Genomic DNA, 23,074 nt, shown 5'->3' with positions numbered 1-23,074 from the left:
ACTCAAACAACCCAAATGTTACAAATTAATTTTATGGATAGGCGCTTAATTTTTAGAAGGTAAGGGAGTGATTTTTTAAAGGTGAAATTGTTAATCGCCAATCAGTTATTCGGTCTTTCGTCTATCGAAAAGAATAGCGATAAACCGATACTTCATAATCGATCATTCCGTTTTGTGGGGCAAAGACTATAAAGCCGGAGAGAAGAGAAACAGGGTGATGGATAGGCTCGGAAAGGTGCCTGACCTGTATCCATTTCATCACCCGGCTCTCACTTTATTTCGCAAGTCTTTCCTGATCGGGCAGAGCCGAATGATGAGCATACAATTCGTCTAACGAAAAGAATAGCGATAAACCGAGCGGTCGAATAGCCGATTTGTGAATATTGGAGTAAGGAGATTTAGATTATAATAAAAGCCCTGCACAAATTAATGGGCAAGGCTTTCAAATAATTCTGAAGAATGCGCCTAAACTTTCATGGCATCTTCGATCAGCTTGTTCTGCTCGGCTTCGTGAATCTTCTTCTGTCCAGCTGCGGGTGAAGCAGATGCCTGTCGGCCGGCGTAGCTGAGTTTCTGTCCGTCTTGCAGGAGCTCCATAAATCGCGGAGCAACAAAATTCCAGGCTCCCATATTCTTGGGTTCTTCCTGACACCACACAATGTCTTTCACATTGGTGAAGTCTTTAAGCTGCTCCTGGATCTCATCGTCAGCAAATGGGTAGAACTGCTCCAGCCGGGCAATAGCCACATTTTCGACCTCATTCTCTTTTCTGTACTTGAGAAGATCGTAATAAACCTTACCGGAACAGATAACCAGGCGCTTCAAATCTTTAGGATCTGTGAAGTCTTTATCCACAATAAACGGCTGGAATTTACCATCAGCCAGTTCATCTCTGCTGGAAGTAGCCATTGGATGACGCAACAGGCTTTTCGGCGTCATTAAAATAGCCGGACGCTTATTCTCCTGAAGTGCCTGACGACGCAGCATATGGTAATACTGAGCCGGAGTGGTCAGGTTCATAACCTGCATGTTATCTTCTGCACAAAGCTGAAGGAATCGTTCAAGTCGGGCCGAGGAATGCTCGGGCCCCTGACCTTCATAACCGTGCGGGAGGTTCATAACCAGGGCAGTTTTCTGTCCCCACTTCGCTTCACTTGAAGAAACAAATTGATCAATAATCACCTGGGCGCCGTTGGCAAAATCACCAAACTGTGCTTCCCAGATCACCAACGCATCCAGTTTTTCCGCACTGTAACCGAATTCAAAGCCAAGCGCTGCAAATTCACTCAATAAACTGTTATGAACATGAAATTTGGCCTGGTCATCAGAAAGATTATTCAGGGGGGTGAACTTCTGATTGGTTTCAGTTCCGTGTAACACAGCATGCCGGTGTGAAAAGGTTCCCCGCTCTACATCCTGCCCGGTTAGGCGGATGGTAGTACCGGTTTTAAGGAGTGAACCAAAGCACAAGAGTTCAGCAAATCCCCAATCGATTTTCTTTTCATTTTTATCGACAATTTCCGCTCTTTTTGCCAGCTGCTTTAACAGTTTGGGGTTGGCGTCAAAGTCTTTTGGGACAGTGTTCAGCTTAACAGCAATTTCTTTGAGGTCTTCGGCCGGGTAGGTTGTATCCGGATAAGCCATCCATTTGTCCTGAGGCGTTTCCGTACGGTCAATCAGGTTTTCAGTAATTTCGAGGTTTGGTGCTTTTTTGGCGTCCTCAAAAGCTTCCTGCAGCAGCTGGTCAAATTCATCAAAAATCTGTTGGGTTTCTTCTTTAGTGAGCTCGCCGTTTTTCACCAGGTGCTCGGTGTAAAGGTCACGCACCGGCGCATGGTCATTAATTTCTTTGTACATGCCCGGTTGTGTGAAAGCAGGTTCGTCGCCTTCATTGTGCCCATGCTTACGGTAACCGATAAGGTCGATAATAACATCCTTACCAAACTTCTGGCGGTAATCGAGCGCCATTTTCATGGCATGAACGGCTGCTTCCGGGGTATCTCCATTAACGTGGAAGATGGGGGCAAGAATCATTTTGGCCAGGTCGGAAGCGTATTCCGTAGAACGGCCATCTTTAGGAAGAGTGGTAAAACCGATTTGGTTGTTGATGATGATATGCATCGTACCGCCGGTTTTATATCCTTCCAGCTGCGACATATTCAGGGTTTCGGCAACAACACCTTGTCCGGCAAAAGCGGCATCGCCATGCATCAATACGGGAACTACGCGCTTCTCGGCATCTTCTTTCTCGTGATGATCCTGCATGGCACGCACGGCGCCTTCCACAACGGGATTTACCGCTTCAAGGTGAGAAGGGTTTGGCATGAGCTGAAGATCAATTTCCGCTCCATTGGCCGACTTATGAACTCCTCTGGCACCCAGGTGATATTTAACATCACCGGAGCCCTGAATAGAATCAGGATCTATGTTTCCTTCAAACTCCGCAAATACGCGGTGATACGGTTTGTTCATGATGTTCACCAGCATATTCAATCTGCCCCGGTGAGCCATGCCCATAAACATCTTCTCAATTCCGTGTTCACCGGCTCGTTCCAGCATAAAGTGAATCATTGGAATCAATGTGTCGGCACCTTCCAAAGAAAAGCGTTTGTGCCCGATGTACTTCTTATGCAAGAACTCTTCAAAGGCCATTGCCTGATTGAGCTTGTGCAGGATTTCCCGCTTGTCATTTTTCTCAAGCTGGGCATTGTTTCCGGTAGATTCCATGGATTCACGGAGCCACTTACGCTCTTCAAGATCCAGCAGGTGCATATATTCAACACCGATATTTCCGCAATACGTATCACGGAGCAGGCTGATGATTTCACGCAGCGTAGCTCGCTCTTTACCACCGAGTCCGCCACAATAAAACTCGCGGTCCAGATCCCACAACGACAATCCGTAGTATTCCAGATCCAGTTCCGGGTTTTTACCGGGTTCTTTTTCAAGGGGATCAAGATCGGCAAGTACGTGCCCGCGCATGCGGTACATATTAATCAGTCTCCAAACACCAACTACACGGCTGTCGTGTTCCAGTGTAGGTGAGCCGCCGCCAAATGGACCGGAATAGGTATCCTGCCCGTATGGGAGAGGCTCATAAGGGATATCCAGATCAGCAAAAATCTGCTCATAGAAATCTTCCTGACCGCTGAGCAGGTCATCCATTTTCTTCAGGAACATGCCGGATTCGGCCCCCTGAATAACGCGGTGATCGTAGGTGGAAGTCACCGTCATCACCTTGCTGACACCCAGCTGATTGAGTACGTCTTTAGACATTGCGCGGTACTCGGCAGGGTAGTCAATAGCACCGGTTGCGATAATGGCACCCTGGGTTTTCATCAGTCGGGGCACGGAAGAAACCGTTCCTATAGTCCCCGGATTGGTAATGCTAATGGTGGTATTCTGAAAATCTTCAATCTGAAGCTTCCCGTTCCGCGCTTTGTTGATAAGTTCCGCATAGGCGTGCAGGAACTCTTTGAAATTCATTTTATCAACGCCCTTGATGTTCGGTACCACCAAGTTGCGGGAACCGTCTTTACTTTCAAGGTCAACAGCTACCCCCAGGTTCACAGAATCAGGAACCACCCGGTAGTGATTACCGTCTTTGAACAGGTAAGAACTGTTCAGGTTTGGAAATTCTTTCAGCGCCCTGATAATAGCCCAGGCGATAAAATGGGTAAAGGAAGCCTTGGGTTCATTTCGTTTGAGCAGATGACGGTTGATAATAGTGCGGTCTTCAACCATCATTTTAACCGGAAGCACGCGAAGTGAGGTAGCCGTGGGCACTTCCAGGCTCTCATCCATATTCTCAACAATCTTGGTAGCCACGCCTTTAATTTTCTCGAGCGTGGCATTTTTTGGCGCCGCCACATCTTTCTGTGGCTTTTTCTGCTCTTTAGCCGGGGCTTCTTTGGCTTCAGCGGTATCTGCGCCATTGGCTTGAACCGTGGTTGTACTTTCAGATGGCTGAAGTTCTTCAGGCTCGGTAGCATCTACCGGTTTGCCTTCAAGCTCGTCAAAATAACGTTTCCAGTGGGCAGGAACCGATTGCGGCTCATTTTTATATTGATCGTATAATTCTTCTACGAGTGCAGAGTTAGGGCCAAATACGGCTTCAAGTGATTTCAATGGTTGTTAACCTCTACAGGGTTTTTGGCAGCGATTTAAATAGGTAATGAAAATTCGGCTCCAATGATTCAGATTTTGAAGCATCGGCATATATTTAGTAACCCGAAAATTAAGGATTACATTCTTAAAAAACGACATTTTCTGAAGGGTGTAAGTTACAAATACGCAAAGAGTAAAAAGGAATAATTATAAAGATAGAGGTGATGATAATTACGCCTCACATTTCATTTTCTTGCGGGCAACTGTTTGCTGTTTTTCTATACTAACTTTTAGTTGGAAAGATGTCTTTAATTCGCTTTCAGCAACCCCTATATTCAGGTTCTCAAAAACACAAAGCGACAGACTCAAAAAATCAGGAAATGAGCGAGAATTCATCAAAGAAGAAAGAAACAGGGGCTGAAAGTATAAACTGGGATCTCACCGACCTTTATTCATCCAACGAAGACCCACAACTGGCTAAAGATAAAAAGCAGGTTGTGGAACAGGCGGAGGCTTTTGGTGAAAATTACCGGGGCCGGGTTGCTGAACTTTCACCGGGTGAATTCAAAGAAATGCTGGATGAGTATGAAGAAATTTTAGACCAGTCCGGTAAAATTGGCTCCTTTGCTTATTTCCAATGGTCAACGGATACTACCAATACCGCCTACGGAAAGTTGGTGGCAGAGTCGAATGAACTGTCATCAGAAGTAAGTCAAAAACTGGTTTTTCTGGATGTGGAATGGCTGCAGGTACCGGATGAGGAAGCTCAAGAAATGATTGAAAGTGAAGAGCTGAGCAAGTACAAACACTACCTGGAAAGTTCCCGAAGGTACAAAGAACACGTGCTGGAAGAAGGTCAGGAAAAGATTATGTCGGCCAAATCAGTGACCGGCCGCAGCGCCTGGGTTCGCTTTTTTGATGAAACACTGGGGGCCGCAAAATTTGAACTGGATGGCGAGGAAATGAGCGAACAGGAAGTGCTGAGTAAACTTCATGAAAGCGACCGTGATTTACGAATCCGGGCCCATAAATCCCTCACGGATAAATTCAACGATCTGAGCCGACAGCTTACGTTTGTATTCAACACCATTCTTGCAGACAAATCTACAAACGATAAACTTCGCAAGTACGACAGCTGGATTGATTCACGAAACCTGTCTAACCAAACCGATGAGGAAACGGTGGATGCCCTGGTTGAATCGGTGACCTCAAAATACGAGCTGGTTCAGCGATACTATAAGCTAAAGCGCGATTTGCTTGGGCTGGACGAAATGAAGGATTATGATCGCTACGCACCCATCATGGAGAATGAGGCTACGATCGACTGGAATTCTGCCAAGGAAATGGTGCTGGATTCCTACACTAATTTTCATCCGGAGATGGGGGAAATCACCCATAAGTTTTTTGAGAAGAACTGGATTGATGCCGCCATTAAGCCTGGTAAAAGAGGAGGGGCTTATTCTGCAGGTACGGTTCCCTCGGCTCACCCTTATGTATTCATGAATTTTGACGGGAAAATCCGAGACGTACAAACACTGGCTCATGAACTGGGGCATGGAGTGCATCAGTACTTGTCTCGCCAGCAAGGAGTTTTGCAATCATCAACGCCGCTGACCACGGCAGAAACAGCTTCTGTATTTGGTGAAATGCTGGTATTTCAAAAGCTGATGAAAGAGCTGGATGATCCTAAGGAAAAACTGGCATTATTGATTGGTAAAATTGACGATACCATCGCTACCGTTTTCCGTCAAATTTCGATGAACCGATTTGAACATGCCATGCATACAGCACGGCGGGAAGAAGGAGAACTCACCAAAGAACGGTTCTCTGAACTTTGGATGGAGCAGCAAAAAGCATTGTATGGAGATTCGGTGACATTAACGGATGAATACGGCATTTGGTGGAGTTACATTCCGCATTTTCTTCATACTCCCGGTTATGTGTATGCCTATGCATTCGGTGAACTTCTGGTGCTGGCTTTATATGAAGAGTACACGCAACGTCCGGAAGGATTCCCGGAAAGATATATGGAGCTTCTGAGTGCCGGTGGGTCTGAGTGGCCGCATGATTTAGTAGCCAAAATGGGACTTGATATCACACAGCCTGACTTTTGGAACAAAGGTCTGGCATCGTTTGAACGCATGGTAGAAGAAGCTGAGGAAATGGCTAAAGAGCTGGCTAATTAAATTCCCTTAAATTTCATACACTCCAATAGCTTAACACACTTATAAATTACCGAGAATGTCTTTAGACCGACAAGAAAAAGCCTTACGGGAATACAAGCAGATCCTTCAGGATTTGGTGCATTTATTGCGAACTTCTTCGAAAGTTCAACTCTCTTACTTATGCTGGGTAAACCGCGCCCGCCAACAATTTGTGTGGGAAACGAATAGCACCGGTCTTCCCAATGTGATGTTCCAGGATCGTGTAGCATTTGAAAATCATTTCCTGAATGAATTTAAAGATACCGATGAAATCATTCAGTTGATGGTGGGGGAAGACATCGAGAAGGCAAAACTCATCCACTATTTTGATTTTGTACAGGCCAAAAACATCCTGATAGTACCCTTTATAAACAAAGGGGAAACGGTAGCACTCACAGTTCTTGAAAGTGAGCAGGAGATAGATCAGGAAGCTATACAGGATCGCATCATGGCTTATAATAATGCCCTGGTTAATGTACTGGATACTTACCTGGAAGTGGTTGATTTACACGAGCAACAGCAGGAGTGGGAAGATTATGAAGAGTCGCTGAATAAACTGGATTACCGGGGACATAAGGTCGAGATTTTTGCCACGATGATGGAAGAAATGCAAAAAAACCTGCCAAATGGCGGGGCAGTACTTCTGGCTCCCGGCATGGAATCCTGGAATGTGATTTTACGCACTCAAAACTCAAAAAATCCTCCGAAATTAGGTCTTCAGCTGGAAGAAAAAAGCGTGGCCTATGAATCGCTTGAAAAGGGAGAACCTATTTTCACGATGCATTTCAACAACAATCCACGGCGTATAACCTCTGCGGAAAAAAGAACGGAAGGCGCAACTTTTGCTATCCCGGTGATGATCCACGACCGGCGGCAGGGGGTGGTGATTTGCTATGATAACGATCCGCTGACCTTTAAAGAGTCCACCAAGCACAAGTTGTCGAATATGGTTCGGATAGCCGCTTTGAGTGTGCAATCTTCGGTGAAGAAATCCGGAATGGTGCAGGAAATCCTTACTCAAAGTTTCGGTGCTTTTACTCCCGAGCTTTGGGAAATTGCCCTCAACAACGAATTGGCAAAGCTGAAAAAAGGAACACCGGAAAACACCTGGCTGGGCTTGGTTGCCCCGGATGATGTTTCGGCACTTCGGACAAAATTCAGGCTGGAAGACCTCCAAAAAATCCAGACCGATTTTGTCACAAACCTGAACCCCTCTAAATATGGAATCCCGGGTTTTGTAGGCTACAACTCTGATTACGTATATGCGGTTCTGATTCAAAGTGATGACGAAGAAGCTGTGTCGTTCTGGATGGAGAAAATGAAGTCGAAGCTGGAAGCAGGACTCAATCTATCCATCGGTGGAACGATGCGTCCACAGTTTAAGGTCGGCTATACAAAGCTTACCGATCAATCGGTGAATGCGTACCAGGTGATGGAGAAAGCGAAGAAAGCCTTAGCTAAAGTAATGAACGATAAGGAAGCTGAACTGGTGGAAGCATAATGGGAAATGCCTACATCATTGTTGTAGATGGATTGGGAGTCGGTGCGCAGGAAGATGCTGATCAATATGGCGATGCCGACATGAATACGCTGGGCCATGTAAGTGAGCAGACCGGAGTTAAGCTCCCAAACCTCCAAAAAATGGGGATTGGAAATATCATTCCTCTGGCTTCGGTTCCGGAAAATGAACAACCGTTGGCCGCCTATGGCAAACTTCGTGAAGTTTCAGCAGGCAAAGATTCTACCACCGGGCACTGGGAAATAGCGGGTATTCAACTCGAAAAACCTTTTCCTACTTATCCGAATGGTTTTCCTGAAAAAGTAATCAAGGATTTTTGCGATGGAATAGGGGTGGAAAAAGCCCTGTGTAATCAACCCTATTCAGGCACTGATGTAATTCGGGATTATGGAGAAGAACACCTCGAGACCGGATATCCCATTGTATATACCTCGGCCGACAGTGTATTCCAGGTGGCTTGTCATGATGATGTTGTTCCGGTAAAGAAACTGTATGAGTGGTGTGAGTTTACGCGCAATAAAGTTTGCATCGGGGAGCATGAAGTGGGGCGGGTAATTGCACGTCCGTTTACCGGTAAGCCCGGGAATTTTGAGCGTATCTCTGATAAACGTCACGATTACTCGTCGGTTCCTCCGGAAAATAACCTGGTACAAAAATTGAATGATTCCGGAGTAAAAACATATTCCATTGGTAAAGTGGCCGACCTGTTTGCCGGAAAAGGATTCACCCAATATCGCCCCACCAAAAGCAATGCAGAAGGTATTTCCCAGCTGTTGAGCCTAATGTCGGCTCAGCTTGATAACTGTTTCGTATTTGTAAACCTGATTGATACCGACCAGCTATACGGGCACCGGTTAGATCCTGAAGGATATGCCGGAAGTTTAGAGGAATTCGACCGGGCCATTCCGGCAATCGTCTCTAAAATCAGGGAAAATGATTTACTGATTATTACCGGAGATCACGGAAACGATCCATGTTCGGACAGCACCGATCACTCCAGGGAATTTGTGCCTTTACTTGTATTCCCAAAGGGCAGAGCTGAGGCTGAAAATCTTGGAACCGGAGAATCCTTTTCAAATATAGCCTGTAGCGTGGCTGAGTTTTTTGGGGTAGTAAGTAATTTCCCGGGTAAGTCTTTTCTGAAAGATAATTCTTAAAGTATCGTGATTTCTGAACATTGGAGCAGAAGAATTCACATATATTTCACACCGATTAAGAGAAAGCGGTACGAAGTAGTTCACAAAGGGCTATTTAGTTAATTCGGAAGGAGGAAACCCAAATTCTTTTTTGAAACTCGTGGAAAAATAGTTTGGGTCAGAGAAGCCAACGGCTCTTGCGGTTTCCTGTATATTAAAGTTCTTTTCCTGTAAAAGGATTTTGGCTTCATCAAACCGCATTTTTTTGATAAAGTCATTGACGGTGACATCAGATACTTCTTTCCAATCCATATACAGTTTTGCGCGGCTGATGTATAATGCATCTGCAAGCTGGTTTACATTAAAGGACGGGTTACCCAATTGACGAAATACAATTTCACGAACCTGCTTGATAAAATTCGGTTCTTCAATTTCTGCATCAGTAACAAAACCAGTTTTAAGAATTTTCTCCCTTCTTAGTATGGCAGAAATTTGAGTGAGTAACATATTTGTTTGTACAGGTTTGGTGAGATATACGTCGGCACCTGTTGATAACCCGGTTTTAATATCTAAATCCTGGTCTTTTGCTGATAAGAAAATGACCGGAAGGTGTTTGAACCGATCTTCTGAGCGTAACACTCTCACAAACTCAAGCCCGGTCATTTCCGGCATCATCACATCAGAGATCACAAGATCAGGAGTTTTTTCTTTAAGAATATCCAGGGCATCTTTACCATTTTCAGCGACAGATACCCTATACAATTCTGATAATACCGACTGCAGGTATGATCTGAAATCGAAGTTGTCTTCCACAATCATAATATGCTCTTCAGAATCAGAAGCTACCTGTACACTGAAAGAAGGGGACTCAGTATTTTTGCGAGGAGCTATTATAACATTCTCCGGTGTAGAATCATGAGATATATTGTGCATGCTATCTATATGCATGTATCCTTTTGGAAGAGTAATAACAAATTCAGCCCCTTTTAATGCTTCAGAATTAAACTCTATGCTTCCACCCATATGTTCCACCAGCCCTTTTACTAAATATAATCCGATTCCGGTTCCTTCGGCGGCGTGAGCTCCTTCAACCTGGTACAGATAATCAAAAATTCTGCCCTGCTCTTCGGAACGGATGCCGGGACCCTCATCGCTAATTCCGAATGTTACTTTCTCCTCGTTTTCTTCAACACTCAGAGAAATGGTTGCTCCTTTTGGAGAGAATTTAATCGCATTGCTCATCAGGTTAATAACGATTCTCTCCCAGGCTTCTTTATCTATATAGATATTTTCTGAGAGTGGGGCCGCTTTGATATTCAGTATGATTTCCTCCTGATCCATTTTTGATTGGAACTGCCCCAATATTTGTTGGGTGAACATAACAACGTCAACCGGCTGCATATTCAGTTTAATGGCATCTGCATTCAGTTTCGAAACATTCAGAATTTGTTCCACCAGGTTTTGCAGCCTGAGTCCGTTTCGTTGCATCAGGGATAACCGGTGTCCCAGTTTTTCATGATCAATTGATTCCTTAAGGTTCAGAATATCATCAAGTGGCCCGACAATAAGAGATAGCGGGGTTTTGAGTTCATGGGTGATACCTGTAAAAAATCGGTTCTTTTGTTCCGCAGCGAGTTTAAGCGCCTCGGTTTGTTCATCAACCCGAACCTGAAGTTTAGCCTCCCGCTCTTTGAGGCTCCTCACCCTGATTCTAAAAAAACCGATAACCAAACCTATTCCTGAGAAAACAATAAGGAGGGCAAACCATCCGGTTTCATAAAAGAAATGAGGAATCATGATTAAAGCGGATGTTTCCACCGGTTCCCCCCCAATGAAATCGGCCCTGACGGTAAAGGTGTGTGCACCGGGAGGGATTCCCGTAAAAACGGCCTGTTTAGACTGATCTGCCGATTGCCAGCTATTGTTTACGCCTTGCAGTTTATAACTGAACTGAACCCGTTCCTGGTAAGTAAAATTAGGGGCTGCGAAATTTATTCTTAGGTTTCTTTCCCCGGAAGGGATAGCAATTTCAGGTTGCCCGGCAACGAATAATTCCCCGTTTTCCAGTTCAACGGATTCAAGAACCGGAGTGGGAGTATCCAGGTTTTGTTCGACAGTAAAATCGGCCGGATCTATGATGGTGATGCCACGCTGGTTAGGGAACCACAGTTTATTATCCGAAGTAAGAATTCCCGCGGACTGTACCCCGCCATTTGCTTCCCGGTTGATCATCCCGTCTCGCTCGTCAAAACTCAGAACGGGAAGTTTTGTAAGGGAGCCGTCCGCAAAATCATTCAACGCCTTTTTTGGGATGCGCATAATTCCTCCGTTCGAACTGATCCAAAAATTTCCAAATGGATCTTCGATAATGCGATGAAGAGAATTGTGGGTAAGTCCTTCTGAGGTGGTGATGCTTGCTGAAGAGAGAACAGTTCCCTTTTCATTAAGTACAAGCCTGTTCAAACCAAGATTTTCTGTGGCAATCCAAAGTGTATCATCCGATTGAAGAAAAATATCCCTGATTATGTTGCTGTTAAGCACTCCGTCTTTTGTAGAATAGTTGATAAATGAGTTGCCTTCAATACGGCTCAGGCCGGTCCCGGCGGTACCTACAAAAATGATATTCTTGCTGTTTTCTGCGAACACCTGAATTCTTGCCAGCTCCTGTGGCTGAGAATCATCGAAATAACGGAGGCTGCCATTGCCACTTATTAGCATCGATTGGTAATTTCCGATTAGAAGATTTCTGCCCAAACGATGCATGGCTTCAGGATCCACTAATTTATCAGAAGGTAATCCACCAAAATCTTCCGGCTCAAGCCAGTTTCCATTTGTAAATTTCCAAATCAGATGATCACTAAGTCCGGCATAAACATTACCATCATCATCTTCATATAGGAATTTGCATAAATTACTTCTGAGCGTACTGTTAGAGCTATTCCAGTTAGTAACCCCGGATTTAGAAATTCTCACAATCCCGCCGCTTATTCCACAAGCCCAGTAAGAGCCGCTTCTGTCCTGGATGATCGAGTATATATTATTGAGCCCGGGAATCTCTGAGGAGTTGAGATTGATAAAGCTGCTTTTTCTAATCTGGTAAAGTCCGTTTGTTTCAGAACCTATCCAGAGCGAGCCTTCACGGTCGTTAAAACCGAATTTCAGAGAGGGTGCCCGGAGGATGGTTTTCCCTCCAATAATTACTTCATCATCACCGATTAAAACTTCCTCTCCGGCCCCACCAGTATATATAAGATTTGAGCGAACAATTCCGGAATTTATGGAAACAGGCATTTTTTGGATTATAAGAGTTAGCGGGTTCAGGGTATATAATCCGTTAGTTGCAGAAAGAATGTAGTCGCCATTCGCTTGTAGAGCAATATCCCAAAATGCAATCTCAGTACCACCTTCAGGTACACTAATCAGGGCTACTTCCTTAGTTTCCGTATTGTATCTGAGAATGGTTCCCACCCCCACCAACCAGACAATGCTTTCTTCAAATTGTTTTATTTGTCTGATGTCTAAATCAAGTATGGGATAGTCAACGACATTAAGCAGTAATGACGGGGTATTATTTTTGAAGAAAACCAGTCCGGAATCGTTTAAAACAAAGATGCCGCCGTTTATGCCTGCGCCAATCAACTCCGAATTAGATTGAAGAAGGGAAGCTTCAATTTTTTTAAAAACGGACTTTTTTTTATTGAAAAAAGCCACTCCTTCCATTCCCGATACCCAGATTTGTCCATCCGTTCCTTCAATGATACGATGCGCTTTACCGGGAATTTCCGGAGAAAGAAAAGTTCTGAAAGAGTTCCCCGATTTTAAAGTTATCGACTGGTCTTCGTTAAACAGCCAGATGGAATTATCTTGAGATTTAAGTATCCCGGCTATCCGGTTTATCGCAAGCCCTTCTGTATTCCCGGAATTGTACACTTTGAATTCGTACCCATCGTAACGGACCAGGCCATCGTAAGTGGAAAAGTAAAGATACCCGTCATCATCCTGCACCATACCGTTCACTGAGTTCACAGGAAGGCCGTCTTCAATATCGTAATGTCGAACCAGGTATTCAGCAGCTCCGGTTCTAATGGAATCAGTGGAAGGCTGGGTAAGTAAAAGCAAGGAGAGCAAAAGTGAATGCAAGATACTCCTGAGACTTTTTTAAATAACGATTTAAACGATTTTAAAGATTTCTAAGACGTATTCAAAGATATATTCGACTAATCTGGAAACAGGTGTTAAACCGCAAGTTCTACAAATCCGGGTTAATTTTATGAAAGCTCAAATACTCTTTTTGATTCCACTCTTTATGGTAAGCTCATCGGCCTTGTTTGCTCAAACAGCAACCGAACCTTCAGGGAGCGGAACAAGTGAAGACCCTTACCTGATTTCCAGCCTCGATAATTTATACTGGGTTACTCAGAGTTCCGCACAATGGGACAAATACTACCTGCAGAACACCAATATCGACGCTTCAGGTATATCATGGGAAGAAGATACTACTGGGTTCAGCCCTATCGGCAATGCAGCAAATGAATTTACTGGTTCATTTGACGGGCAAAACTACAGCATCACAGGAATATATATAAACCGGCCTGACGAAGAAGAAATTGGTCTGTTTGGCAACGTGGGGGCTTCCGGAGTGTTAACCGGGCTGCATCTTAAAGATGTTAATATAACGGGAAATACCAGGACTGGCGGTCTGGTTGGATATAATAACGGGGGGGCTGTATCGAACAGCATAGTAACAGGAGAGGTTTACGGCTCCGGATCCCCATTCGGTGGATCTTCAGTTGGCGGTTTGGCCGGGCAGAGCCTGGGTTCTGTTTTGAATAGTTCTTTTAAAGGTACGGTTGATGGTAACAGCCAGGTTGGTGGTCTGGTAGGCCGAAATGGAGGTTCTGTTATGCACAGTTTTGTAACAGGAGAGGTTTCGTGTGAAACTGCCACAGCAGGCGGGTTGATAGGCTTAAATGAAGATTCAGGTGCTTTTTTCTACAATTATGCGAATGCTACTGTCTCAGGGCCTTCAAATATAGGCGGTTTAGTAGGAACCCATGTGGGGGACTCATCTGCTGTTAATTATGCTTTGGGGGATGTAACCGGAGATACAGATGACGTGGGTGGTTTAGTTGGGCAGAATTCCAGTCCGATTGCCAATAGCTATGCCACAGGTAATGTAAACGGCGCAGACAGAACCGGAGGGTTAACAGGCGCAAATCAAAGTACGATTACCAATAGTTACGCTGCCGGTACCGTAACGGGAACTACGAATACCGGTGGATTTAGCGGAAGTAACTCCGGTACCATAACATCCGGTTTTTGGGATACTGATTCGGGAAGTGATGACAACGGAATAGGAACAGATCTTTCCGGTACAGAGATGAAGCAGGAGGCTTCTTTTTCAGGATTTGATTTTACCGATATATGGCTGATTGATGAAGACTTTTCCTTTCCGTTCTTAAGAGATATTCTCCCCTCTGTTAAACCCGGAGGAGCCACACCGAGCGTTACCGGACGATCCATTAGTTTTGGTGGTGCCTCAACCGATTATGTTGAAGTCCCCCATTCGGATGATTTTGACGATCTTGATGAAATCACCTTAGAAGCATGGGTTTATTTAAACTCAACAGCAAGGCAGGGATTCTTTAGTAAAAATGTGGGTAGCACTGGCTGGTATCTGGAGTATTTCAGTTCTTCAAATGCATTTCTGAGTTCTGTATTTACAGCTTCAGGAGCCAGGTCGGGGGTATCCCTGACAATTCCACCAACCAGTAAGTGGTTCCATCTGTCCACCACTTATGACGGTACTGACGTAAAGATCTATATAGATGGGAAAGATGTTACAAGCCAGCAACAAGGGAATAATACCGGTACAATTACCAACAACACCAACTCTATTCGGATAGGGGACCATAACCAAAATCTGGATGGTAAAATGGACGAAGTCCGTATCTGGAATGTTGCCCTCTCACAAAATGAGATTCAGCAAAATATGTTTCAAAAGCTCAGTGGAGATGAAGAAGGGCTGCTCGCGTATTTACCTTTTGATGAAGGAGAGGGTACTCTTGCCCTTGATGAATCTGCCAATCAGCATGTAGCATCTTTAAACGGAAGTGCCACCTGGGAAAGTGATGCTCATCCATACGGAACTTTTATTGCCGGAGATGAAGGCTGGCGGATGATGACGGTTCCTGCTTCGGGGGTAAGTTATGGCGAACTACTGGACACACTCTGGACCCAGGGATTTACAGGGGCTGATTATTCAGGAGGAACTCCTAATGTGTACACCTGGGATGAATCTTCAAAATCATTTACTGCTCTAACCAATTCGAGTGAGGAACCGGCTGCCGGGACAGGTTTTTTGATATATATTTTTGATGATGACGATTTCGATGGTGCCGGAGATGGCTTCCCGAAAATGATTTGGACCGACAGCACTCAACAAAGCGGAAATATAAGTCCGGCACTTTCTTTCACTGATACCGGTGAGGAGGAGAATGATGGCTGGAACCTGATGGGAAATCCTTACGGTGCTACAATCGATTGGGATGCTCCTTCCGGATGGGCACAAACTAATCTGGATGCTTCCTTTTATGTATGGAGTGACTCCGCAAATGGCGGCGCTGGTGATTACCTCAGTTGGAATGGTACAACAGGGACTTTTGGCGTTGGAGAAATTGCTCCATGGCAGGGATTTTGGGTGAAAGCAAATTCAACTGGTCCCGCCATTACATTTTCTGATAATATTCGAGCTTCAGGAGGAATTTTAAGAAAGAAACCAACCGTATCAGAATTGCAGTTCACAATTAAAAACGGAGCAATGCGAAATTCAACTATTGTGATGTTTAGTGAGCAGGCACAAATTACCAAAGATCGGTTGGACGCGTGGAAACTCCAATCACTGAATGGAGAGTATCTCTCTTTATTTACCCAGTTAGGAAGTGGTTCCGCGCTGGACATCAATGCGGTACCATCCGATTTTGATGGAATACTGGAAATACCGCTTAGCTTTAAGGGTTCAACTCTTTTTGGTGAATTTGATCTCAGCTGGATTAGTACCGCATTGCCGGAGGGACTGAAGGTTTTCATCACGGATGAAAATACAGGTGAGACCATACCCCTGGAAGGACACGGTACCTACCACTTCTACATCAACAAACAAGCCAAAACTTCAGCTTCAGAAAATATATCTCTGGAGCCTGAACATAGGGTATTATCTGTACCATCAGTGATGAAAGCTAAGAAAGGAGAGGTTCCCCGTTTCATCCTCACTCTGAGCTACGGAGAAATAGTATCCAACGAACAGGATGATAACCTCCCCAAGACCTTTGGGTTGGATCAAAACTACCCGAACCCCTTTAACCCCTCTACTGTGATCAGGTATCAGTTACCTGTGAGCAGTGTTGTAAGCCTGAAAGTGTTCGATATTCTCGGGAGAGAAGTGGCTGCCCTTATTGATGGTAGAATGGGGGCGGGGTATCACCAGGTATCCTTTAATGCTCGTAATCTTGCCTCCGGGATGTATATCTATCAGCTACGGGCGGGAAATTCCGTTATCACTAAAAAATTAACTTTAATAAAGTAGCCTATAGCCTCAGTTCTCAGCTTTCAGTTTGTACGATATCGAAACAAACCGAAAGCTGAACTCTGATAGCTGAGTGCACAAAAAACTATCGCCATGAAAACATTACTTATTCTTATTCTCGCTATAGTCATCATTATAATTAGCACAACTCTCCTTCTGGCCCAACCCGGTCTTCCCGGAGCTCCCAGTCAGGCACCAATCGATGGCGGTCTCGGTTTACTGGCTGCCGCCGGTGGTGCTTATGCGTGGAAAAAGTTGCGCGAAGGTAAAAACGAAAAGTAAATAGGAAGAGCAAAGGCAAATAATCTGGAGAAGATACCTTCTTCATTATTGCCTGCAATGTAGTTTAGTTCTTTAGTGCTGAGCATGATTTTCCCGGGAAATCATTTGTCTGATTTAATTAGAGGATGATAATACTGCTGCATCCATTTAATATTCAGCGAGAATTTCGTATATTGTTCAATTGTAGAATTCATGAAGTCGCAGACGCAATATTTAAGCTTTTCACGCGTGTTTACACAAAGCTTATAACACATATCATCTGCGCATTAGCGTACGCAAACATTCATTAAACGGTATTTACAGTGGCAAAAAGTTCTGGAATCTCTACCCGCGAGTCAGAGTCATTAGATCGGTATCTGCACGAAATTGGAAAAGAGAAACTAATTACCCCGGATGATGAAGTCCGGCTGGCCAAAGAAATTCAGAAAGGGAGTCAGAGAGCACTCGAAGACCTTACCAAAGCAAACCTTCGATTCGTAGTTTCAGTAGCAAAACAATATCAGAATCAGGGCCTTTCTCTCGGTGATTTGATCAACGAAGGAAACCTTGGTTTGATTAAAGCAGCCAAGCGATTTGACGAAACCCGTGGTTTTAAATTCATTTCTTATGCTGTATGGTGGATTCGTCAGTCTATTCTGCAGGCTTTAGCCGAGCAGTCCCGTATCGTTCGTTTGCCGCTAAACCGTGTGGGTGCCCTTAATAAAATTGGTAAAGAGCTTTCTAAACTGGAGCAGGAATATGAACGCGTTCCCTCCGCTCATGAGCTTGCGGAAAGCCTCGAAATGACGGTTGGCGAAGTTGCTGACACATTGAAAATTTCGGGCCGACATCTATCTATGGATGCGCCGTTTGCTCAGGGTGAAGATAACCGTCTGTTAGACGTTCTTGAAAATGAAGAGATTCCAAACCCTGATTTCGATCTGATGGGCGAATCTCTGAAAGTGGAAATTGAACGAGCACTTTCAAAACTGACAACCCGTGAAGCGGAAGTAATTCGACTGTATTTTGGAATTGGACGTGAGCACTCCCTTACACTGGAGGAGATCGGAGAACGCTTCGACCTTACCCGTGAGCGTGTACGTCAGATTAAAGAAAAAGCACTTCGTAAATTACGACACCATAACCGAAGCGCTGCATTAAGAGCCTATCTCGGATAATATTCGGGTAGTTTTATTCGTGAGATATAAGTCCCGCACAGATTTTTTTGTGCGGGACTTTTTTATATCCGACCATTTCTGCCTACTAATCTCCGATCGTTTGCGTTACATTTACTGCGATGAAAAGATTATTACTCATAGTTTTAGTTATAGTAGGCTTTACGGAACTACTGGAAGCCCAGCGCTACCCATTCAGGACTTTTTCGATTGAAGAAGGATTAAGTGAATCGGTTGTTTATGATCTTGCCCAGGATGATGAGGGGTATGTGTGGCTGGCTACAGGCTACGGACTGAATCGTTTTGACGGCATCCGGTTTCAGAATTATTTTGAAGAACATGGGCTCAACAGCAGCCGGATCCGCTCTTTATTTAAAGACAGTGAAGGTAAAATCTGGATTGGTTCAGAAGCGGGTGTAAATTACTGGCATGCCGATAGTATTCACTCGGTTCCCGCACTTTCATCCCTCCGGAATATGACGGTGATAAGTATGTATGAAGACCGGTTGGGAGATTTTTGGTTTGGAACAGATGGTAACGGGGTGTGGCAGTATTCCGAAGGCCAGCTATTGACGCAATACTCTACTTCTAACGGGATGGTGGATAATCGCATCCGGGCTATAGCGGAGCGTGATAACGGTGAAATTTGGTTCGCGACAAGAGAGGGTATCACCATATTGCGGGATGGCAACTTCGTAAATATAACAGAGGATGATGGTTTACCCAATCAGCGAATTCGTGACCTGAAAGTTGATGAGAATAACATAGTTTGGGTAGGCAGCAGGGGAGGACTCATTAAATATGAAGGAGATCAGTTCATCCAACTGAATGAAGAAGACGGACTTGTAAACGACCTTGTACAAACACTTTCAATTACCGAAGATGGAGGTATCTGGGTGGGCACCGAAGAAGGAGCGAGCTTTTACGATGGAAATGCCTTTCAAAACTATACGGTTGAGTCTGGCTTATCAACAGAAATGATGTTTTCATCGATGCTGGACCTGGAAGGAAACATCTGGTTGGGATCATACGGTGGGGGAGTCAATCTATTTTTGGGTAATTATTTTGCCAATTATGATGTGGAACATGGGTTGTCGAGCAAGTTGGTAACTTCATTCGCTAAAGACGGAGCTGACAGGTTTTGGATCGCAACCTATGGCGGCGGCATCACTTCTCTTGAAAACGGGACGTTCAATGATCATAATGTAAATAGCAGGCTGCCGGATAATCAGGTGTACACTCTTTTTACCGATTCCGAAGAACGAATGTGGATTGGAATGGGGGAAGGGTTGGCTTATATAAAAGATGGCCGGTTGAAGGTATTCAGCGACCGTGAGTTTCCATATCCAAGAGTTCGGAATGTGATGGAGGCTTCGGACGGGACGTACTGGATCAGCACCTACGATGATGGCATCATCCACTACCGAAACGGAGAGTTTTTCCAAATTACTTCAGATGATGGACTGGCAAGTAATCGCGTTTTGATTTCTATTGAAGGGGATGATGGCTCGGTCTGGATTGCTACTTATGGGGGAATTACCCGGTTTAAAGAGGGCGAATTTCAAAGTTTTGCCATCCAGGAAGGCCTTCCGAATAATGCAGTCATGAATCTTTTGAAAGATGACAAAGGTAGAATTTGGGCGTCTACCTTTGGCGGCATTGCCTGGTTTGACGGCCTCAAATTTCAGAGTATCACCCAGGACGACGGATTGCCGGACCGTGTTTGCTATTTCATTCACCAAAATGAAAATGGGTTGTACTGGATCGGTACTACGGAAGGAGTGGTCAGGTTTGATGCTGCTGAATACTTTAACGGAGATCCTGAAGAACAGCGGCAAGCTTTCAAGGTATTGAATAAGGAACAGGGGCTTATTGCGAATGAATTGAACCTGGGTGCCGTCTATGAGGATGAGCAGGGATACCTTTGGTTCGGTACGGTAGAAGGACTTAGTCGGTTCAACCCAAAAGCCTATAAAGGAAATCAGGTTCCTCCTAAAGTCCATATTGTTGGGGTGAATGTATCCGGTAGGGAATACCGGCCGGATGAACGCTTCTTGCTTTCTCATGAAGAGAATAACATCGAGTTTCAGTATGCGGGGCTCAACTTTACCGCGCCGAATCAGATTCTCTATGAATATAAGTTAAACGGAATTGATAATGGCTGGCAGCAAACTTCAGCCCGGTCTGTGAAATACCCTTCCTTGCCACCGGGGGAGTACACTTTTCAGGTGCATGCCCGGAATATAAATGGAGCCTGGAGCCCGGATATTGAGAAAGTTAAGTTTACAATCACAGCCCCGTTTTGGATGCAATGGTGGTTCTGGATATTGATGCTGGCTGTGGTGGTCGGTATCATATCGCTTTTCTACAATTATTATCGGGCCCGTAAAATGATAGACATTGAGCGGATGAGAGTTCGTATTGCCAGTGATTTACACGACGATGTAGGTGCCAGTTTAACCGAGATAGCTCTCCAGTCAGACTTTCTTCAGGCCGGAGATGCAGATACCGAATTCAAAAAATCGTTGGAGCAGATTGGGAAGCAATGCCGGAAAATTGTATCGAGCCTGGATGATATCGTATGGTCGATTGATGCACGGAATGACACTCTCGGAGATTTGACGGATCGCATGCAGGATTATATCCTTCATACGCTGGAATCAAAAAACATGCAGGTGAACTATGATTTTGATAACCTGAATATGGAGAACAAGCTTCCGGTGTCAGTGAAAGAGAATGTGTATTTGATTTTTAAGGAAGCCGTTAACAACATCGCCAAGTATTCCAATGGAGATCGGGTGGATATTAAAATGGAAAACCAGAATGGCTATTTTGAATTTTTGATCGCCGATAATGGTACTTCCGGTAAAGGCACGAAGAAAACCGGGCATGGATTACGTAACATGGATATGCGAGCAAAAAGAATTGGCGCAGATATTACTATCAATACGGAGGATGGGTACTCGATTAAAGTTGAGGGAAAATTAAATACTAACTAAGGAGCAGGTTTAGTCATGGCTGTCATTGGAATTGTAGAAGACAACAAGAAGATCAGGGATTTAATACAGCGGTATCTTGATATGCAGAAAGACATGGAGTGTCCGGTTGCGGTCGATTCCGTTGAAGAGATGCTGGATTATCTCGAAGAACATCAGAAGCCTGAAGTGATACTGATGGACATTCAGTTGCCCGGAATGTCGGGGATTAAAGGCATGGAGGTTATTAAATCGAAGTACCCTGAGATTGAAATCATCATGCTTACGGTTTATCACGATTCACACAAAATCTTTGATTCGCTGAAGGCCGGGGCCTCAGGGTATTTGCTAAAGCACACTTCACTCCCTGAAATAAAAGAGTCTATAGAAAACCTGTTGAAGGGCGGTGCTCCGATGTCGCCACAAATTGCCCGGAAAGTGATTTCTCATTTCAACGAAGAAGCTCCGAAGAAAAACGAAGACAGTATGCTTACCAACCGTGAGCAGGATATTGTAAACGGTTTGGTTGATGGACTCAGCTATAAAATGATCGCAGACCGCTTCGATATTTCCATTGATACTGTCCGGGCCCATATCCGAAACATTTACAAAAAGCTTCATGTTAATTCGAAAGCAGAGGTGATAGCTAAATCGTTACGGGGTGAGATATGATAGTTAGCATTATCATGTGATAAAATTTGGGCTATAAAAGTTTCATCTTTTTCGTGTAATTTAAAATGTAGTCTTGAAAAGGTGCCATCATGAAATATTCGAAAGCAACAAACCGGTTTTTTCTACTTCTTTTGCCGTTCTTATTCACAGGCTGCTATACTCAATTCCAGACCTTCGACCAGTATCCTTTAGAGAACGACCGATATTCGGATTACTATTCCTGGAGTGGGTTCGAAAAAGGGGCTTCAGCGGATGCTGATGATAGCGGGACTTCTTACTACAATAACGGGGATGAGGAATACCTTGACGAACAACTGGCGCTGGAAGAAGATGGTATTTACTACATAGACTACGAAACGGAGCAGTGGTACAAATCACACTTCGCAGATAAAATGTACTGGAAAGGATACAGTGCCGGTTATAACGATGGTTTCTATGATGGGTCGTTTCATCACCCATATAGTTCCTGGTTCAGCTATAACAGGTATGGATATGGTTACGGCTATGGATTCTATGACTACTACTATCCACGGTACGGATCTTCAATCTGGATAAGTTTTGACGGTTTTCATCACCCACGGTTTTATGCCGGCTATTTTGGTCACTGGGGATATTACGGTCCATATTATGATGGCTACTGGGGTCATCCTTACTACTCCTACGTACGGGTTTATAACAATTATCACCGATCAAATAAATATCGCAGAAGCGCAGATCTTTATTACAAAGGCCCAAGGGGCAGCGGTTTTGCCAATGGAAGTGACTACAGAACTCGATCAGGTAACGGCGTAACCCGAACAAGAAATTCCGGACTTACACGGACACGAGGCACTAATAATGGAGTAAGGGTCAGAGGTACAGGCTCATCAACCAAAAGAGGTTCATCTGTTGGACGAAGTAGCGGTACCCGAACCAGAGGCTCTTCTGTTGGCAAAAGCCGTTCAGGCTCCAAAAATAATGGCAAGAGCAGAGGGAGCGGATCTTCGGTTGGCCGTGATCGTGGAAGTAAGGGAAGTGGCAGCAGCGGAACCCGGTCAAGATCCCGAGGAAACGATAGTGCATCATTAAGCAGTACTTCAGTCAGAACCATTGACATTTCTGATTTTAATGGCCGGTCTTATACCATCCCGGCACGTAAAGTCAGAACAAATGGGTTGAACCGATCCTCTTCTTCCAGGTCAGCATTCAGCAGTTTTGGGGATATATTGAACCGGTCTATCTTTAAGTCATCTTCATCTTCGTTTGACTTCAATTCGCGCAGTCGCATAAATACAAGCAGCTCCAAAGGCAATTATTCAAGAAGTACGCCCCGAAAAAGTTCCGGCACAAAGGTAACACGAAGTTCATCTTCCAGTCGTTCCTCCGGTACGCGAAGCAGAGGTTCATCAAGCAGCTCCAAAAAGAGAAGCCGCGGCGGAAACTAAGCTACCGAAATAACCA

The 23,074-nt window shown here is 44.6% G+C and carries 12 protein-coding genes; 9 read left to right on the top strand and 3 right to left on the bottom strand.

The window, feature by feature from the left end; translation table 11 throughout:
- Positions 1–121: 121 nt before the first annotated feature.
- Both NM125_RS02435 and NM125_RS02430 read right to left on the bottom strand, forming a co-directional pair.
- On the bottom strand, positions 122–259 hold the full coding sequence (locus tag NM125_RS02435) for a hypothetical protein (RefSeq protein WP_255132510.1): 138 nt from the start codon (positions 257–259) through the stop codon (positions 122–124).
- A gap of 206 nt (positions 260–465) precedes the next feature.
- Positions 466–4,128 carry a multifunctional oxoglutarate decarboxylase/oxoglutarate dehydrogenase thiamine pyrophosphate-binding subunit/dihydrolipoyllysine-residue succinyltransferase subunit gene (locus NM125_RS02430; protein ID WP_255132509.1) on the bottom strand — a complete coding sequence of 1,221 codons (3,663 nt, stop codon included), beginning with the start codon at positions 4,126–4,128 and terminating at the stop codon, positions 466–468.
- A 359-nt stretch (positions 4,129–4,487) separates the two neighbouring features.
- Here NM125_RS02430 and NM125_RS02425 point away from each other — a divergent pair, with 359 nt between their 5' ends.
- From NM125_RS02425 to NM125_RS02415, 3 genes are read left to right on the top strand one after another with little or no spacing between them, the layout of a single operon-like run.
- Positions 4,488–6,293, top strand: coding sequence for a M3 family oligoendopeptidase (locus NM125_RS02425; RefSeq protein WP_255132507.1), 1,806 nt, complete (start codon positions 4,488–4,490; stop codon positions 6,291–6,293).
- Positions 6,294–6,348: 55 nt separating this feature from the next.
- Complete coding sequence (locus NM125_RS02420) at positions 6,349–7,812, top strand: GAF domain-containing protein (RefSeq protein ID WP_255132506.1); 1,464 nt, start codon at positions 6,349–6,351, stop codon at positions 7,810–7,812.
- Positions 7,809–8,987 carry a phosphopentomutase gene (locus NM125_RS02415; RefSeq protein ID WP_432419283.1) on the top strand — a complete coding sequence of 393 codons (1,179 nt, stop codon included), beginning with the start codon at positions 7,809–7,811 and terminating at the stop codon, positions 8,985–8,987. Before NM125_RS02420 ends, NM125_RS02415 begins: the two co-directional genes overlap by 4 nt.
- A 90-nt stretch (positions 8,988–9,077) precedes the next feature.
- Here the strand turns inward: NM125_RS02415 and NM125_RS02410 are convergent, their stop codons facing one another.
- On the bottom strand, positions 9,078–13,106 hold the full coding sequence (locus NM125_RS02410) for a response regulator (protein ID WP_255132502.1): 4,029 nt from the start codon (positions 13,104–13,106) through the stop codon (positions 9,078–9,080).
- Between the two features lie 130 nt (positions 13,107–13,236).
- On the opposite strand from NM125_RS02410, the gene NM125_RS02405 reads away from it, so the two are divergent.
- The 6 genes from NM125_RS02405 to NM125_RS02380 all read left to right on the top strand — a co-directional run bounded on the left by NM125_RS02405 (position 13,237) and on the right by NM125_RS02380 (position 23,058).
- Positions 13,237–16,551, top strand: coding sequence for a LamG-like jellyroll fold domain-containing protein (locus NM125_RS02405; protein ID WP_255132501.1), 3,315 nt, complete (start codon positions 13,237–13,239; stop codon positions 16,549–16,551).
- Between the two features lie 93 nt (positions 16,552–16,644).
- Positions 16,645–16,833: a PID-CTERM protein-sorting domain-containing protein gene (locus NM125_RS02400; RefSeq protein ID WP_255132499.1), complete on the top strand. Its 189-nt coding sequence runs from the start codon at positions 16,645–16,647 to the stop codon at positions 16,831–16,833.
- 302 nt (positions 16,834–17,135) lie between these two features.
- A complete protein-coding gene (locus NM125_RS02395; RefSeq protein ID WP_255132498.1) occupies positions 17,136–17,990 on the top strand; it encodes a sigma-70 family RNA polymerase sigma factor in 855 nt (284 codons plus the stop codon).
- A 119-nt stretch (positions 17,991–18,109) separates the two neighbouring features.
- On the top strand, positions 18,110–20,986 hold the full coding sequence (locus NM125_RS02390) for a sensor histidine kinase (protein ID WP_255132496.1): 2,877 nt from the start codon (positions 18,110–18,112) through the stop codon (positions 20,984–20,986).
- A gap of 15 nt (positions 20,987–21,001) precedes the next feature.
- Entirely contained in the window at positions 21,002–21,634 is a 633-nt protein-coding gene (locus tag NM125_RS02385) for a response regulator transcription factor (protein ID WP_255132494.1), read from the top strand.
- Positions 21,635–21,723: 89 nt separating this feature from the next.
- Positions 21,724–23,058, top strand: coding sequence for a hypothetical protein (locus NM125_RS02380; RefSeq protein WP_255132493.1), 1,335 nt, complete (start codon positions 21,724–21,726; stop codon positions 23,056–23,058).
- The last annotated feature ends 16 nt before the right edge of the window (positions 23,059–23,074 follow it).

Origin of the sequence: Gracilimonas sediminicola (genome assembly GCF_024320785.1) — a bacterium.
Classification (GTDB): domain Bacteria; phylum Bacteroidota; class Rhodothermia; order Balneolales; family Balneolaceae; genus Gracilimonas; species Gracilimonas sediminicola.
This window is presented reverse-complemented; position numbering and strand designations above follow the sequence as displayed.